The organism is Fictibacillus arsenicus (genome assembly GCF_001999465.1).
Lineage (GTDB): Bacteria > Bacillota > Bacilli > Bacillales > Fictibacillaceae > Fictibacillus > Fictibacillus arsenicus.
In genome coordinates this window covers 1-665 of record NZ_MQMF01000082.1, presented here as the reverse complement: position 1 = coordinate 665, position 665 = coordinate 1, and the positions used below count along the sequence as shown (strand labels likewise).

Genomic DNA, 665 nt, shown 5'->3' with positions numbered 1-665 from the left:
GCACGTCCACGACGAGCGGGTGCGCGGCTTCCTGCTGCAGAACCTGCGGCGCACGGCCGGGCACTTCGCGTGGCAGCCCAACGTGGCCATGCTCTTCGAGCACCTGCGGGAGATCGGCTCGTTCCCGGACCCGGTGGTCCCCGAGGACCCGGAGCGCGTGTTCGACCATCCGGTCCTGTGGCTGGCCGGCGCCGAGTCGGACTACGTCCAGGACGAGGACGTGCCGCGGATGAAGGAGCTGTTCCCGCGCGTCGTGCGTGTGACCGTCCGTGACGCCGGCCACTGGCTGCACGCCGACCAGCCCGAGGCCTTCGTCTCCGCGGTGCGCACCTTCCTCACCGCTGACTGACGGGGCCCGCCGGGAGACGGAGACAGCGCCGAAGCCCGCAGACGCGCCGCTACGTTCCGTGCGTAGCGGCGCGTCTGCGGGCCTCGGCGTCGGGCGCGGGTGGGAGTGGACCCGTCGGCCGCCGCATCAGCGGGCGGGCGCGGCCTTCTTCCCGCGCAGGCGTCCGACGAGCAGGACCACCCCGAGCGCGACCGAGCCCCAGAGCAGGCCCCACACGGCCGACGTCGCGGTCTCCGTGAGCCAGCCGAGGAACGTGCCGGCGGCGTGCGCGACGGGCTCGACGATCCCGTGCTGCACGGCGTAGGGCCACGGCACG

General features: G+C 74.1%; 2 protein-coding genes. One reads left to right on the top strand and one right to left on the bottom strand.

The window, feature by feature from the left end; translation table 11 throughout:
* Positions 1-349: alpha/beta fold hydrolase (locus tag UN64_RS21930; RefSeq protein ID WP_369073196.1), on the top strand; the 349-nt coding region annotated here is incomplete at its 5' end.
* Positions 350-475: 126 nt separating this feature from the next.
* On the opposite strand, the gene UN64_RS21925 is transcribed toward UN64_RS21930, so the two are convergent.
* The coding region (locus tag UN64_RS21925; RefSeq protein WP_139343259.1) for a DUF808 domain-containing protein at positions 476-665 on the bottom strand (190 nt) is incomplete at its 5' end.